This is a genomic window from Vibrio makurazakiensis (genome assembly GCF_050337375.1).
In the GTDB taxonomy this organism is placed as follows: Bacteria; Pseudomonadota; Gammaproteobacteria; order Enterobacterales; family Vibrionaceae; genus Vibrio; species Vibrio makurazakiensis.
The window spans coordinates 1-1,383 of record NZ_JAKJSW010000435.1; the positions used below are offsets into that span (position 1 = coordinate 1).

A 1,383-nucleotide genomic window follows, 5' to 3' on the forward strand; every position below is an offset into this window, starting at 1 on the left:
CGCTTAGATAATATAAAGGAAATGCTTTGATTAATATTAACAAATCATATTTATGTGGCTTAATTATCTTGACCTTATTTGGCTGTAAATCTGAAAGTGATTCAAGCCAAGAACCCGTATCAGTTATGATTCCTTATAATAAATTAGAACTACCGAAGCCTAATGACGGTTATGGGTASGATAATGATTTTACGATTACAGGGATTGGAGAGGATGAAGCATTATCGTTAGGGGATTATAATTCTTATTATCAAGATTATAATAATTCGTATGCGGCGTTAGATGGTTGGGGACTATGTGCAGAACCTATTTTAATTCCGTTGCAAAGTATCGATTCTAATAAGCGATACCCGTTAGATGGGAATACACTTTCTGGCAATGTTGCTTTATTAGATAGTGATGGGAATGAAGTTCCTACACAACTTAGTTCAGATGGTTCTAATCTAATTATTCAATGTGAAGAAGGGTTGAAAGCTGGCGAAGAATATTTTGTTGTCGTGACTGATGGGGTTAAAACCGAATTTGGAGAATCACTCAGAGCGGATCAAACTTTTATCGCTCTTTTAGAACCCTCTGTTGTACAGGGTAACGCTGAATCTGACTTGTCCACGCAGATACTTCGCGCTATTTCTTTATATGAAGGCGACGGCAACCCTGTTTATGCCGCACAATTTAAAACTCAAAGTGCGTATTCTTCACTTGAGGCAATGAAAGGTAATCATAAGTCAGAAAATACTAAGTTTATTGGATCTATTGTTCCCTTTGAAGATAACGAAAGAAAATATGATTTATACACTCAACAGCTGAAAATTCCGTTCTATTTACCTTTCACAAAACGTGCTGAAATAAATTGTGTGATTGATGAATTCGATCCAAAAGAACGATGTAAGCCACTATATCAATGGATGATAACGGATGCTGGCGGTTTTCCTACAGCTGAAGACCCGTTACCTAGAGTTGTTGAATCTCAGTTACTGACCACAGACATTTATACACCTGCAAAATGGAAAGAAGATGGATACTACCCGTTGCCAACGGTGGTATTTATTCATGGTGTGACTGCAGATAGAAGCGCTGCTGCTTTAATGGCGAAAGACTATACCGAAAAGGGTTTTGCCGTTGTAGCTATTGATATGCCGTATCACGGGGAGCGTATTCGACAAGATCAGAATGGTGTAGAAATCAGCGCCAAGAAGAACAAGTCGTTTTTTATTAATATCGATTCGCCTTTGGCGTTACGCTCAAACTTACAACAATCAGTATCAGATTTTCTTGGTTTACGCTATGCGCTTAACGGTCAACCGTGGGTTGATTCGAACAATGTTCACTTAGTCGGCCATTCGTTAGGTGGAATAATGTCGGTAATGGTGAGCGAGTTTAGTC

Annotated in this window: 1 protein-coding gene; it reads left to right on the forward strand. The window is 38.5% G+C overall.

Annotated elements, in window-relative coordinates:
• Window positions 1–26: 26 nt before the first annotated feature.
• Window positions 27–1,383 (forward strand): alpha/beta fold hydrolase (locus tag L4C33_RS22250; RefSeq protein WP_428814553.1); only part of this gene is annotated, 1,357 nt, incomplete at its 3' end.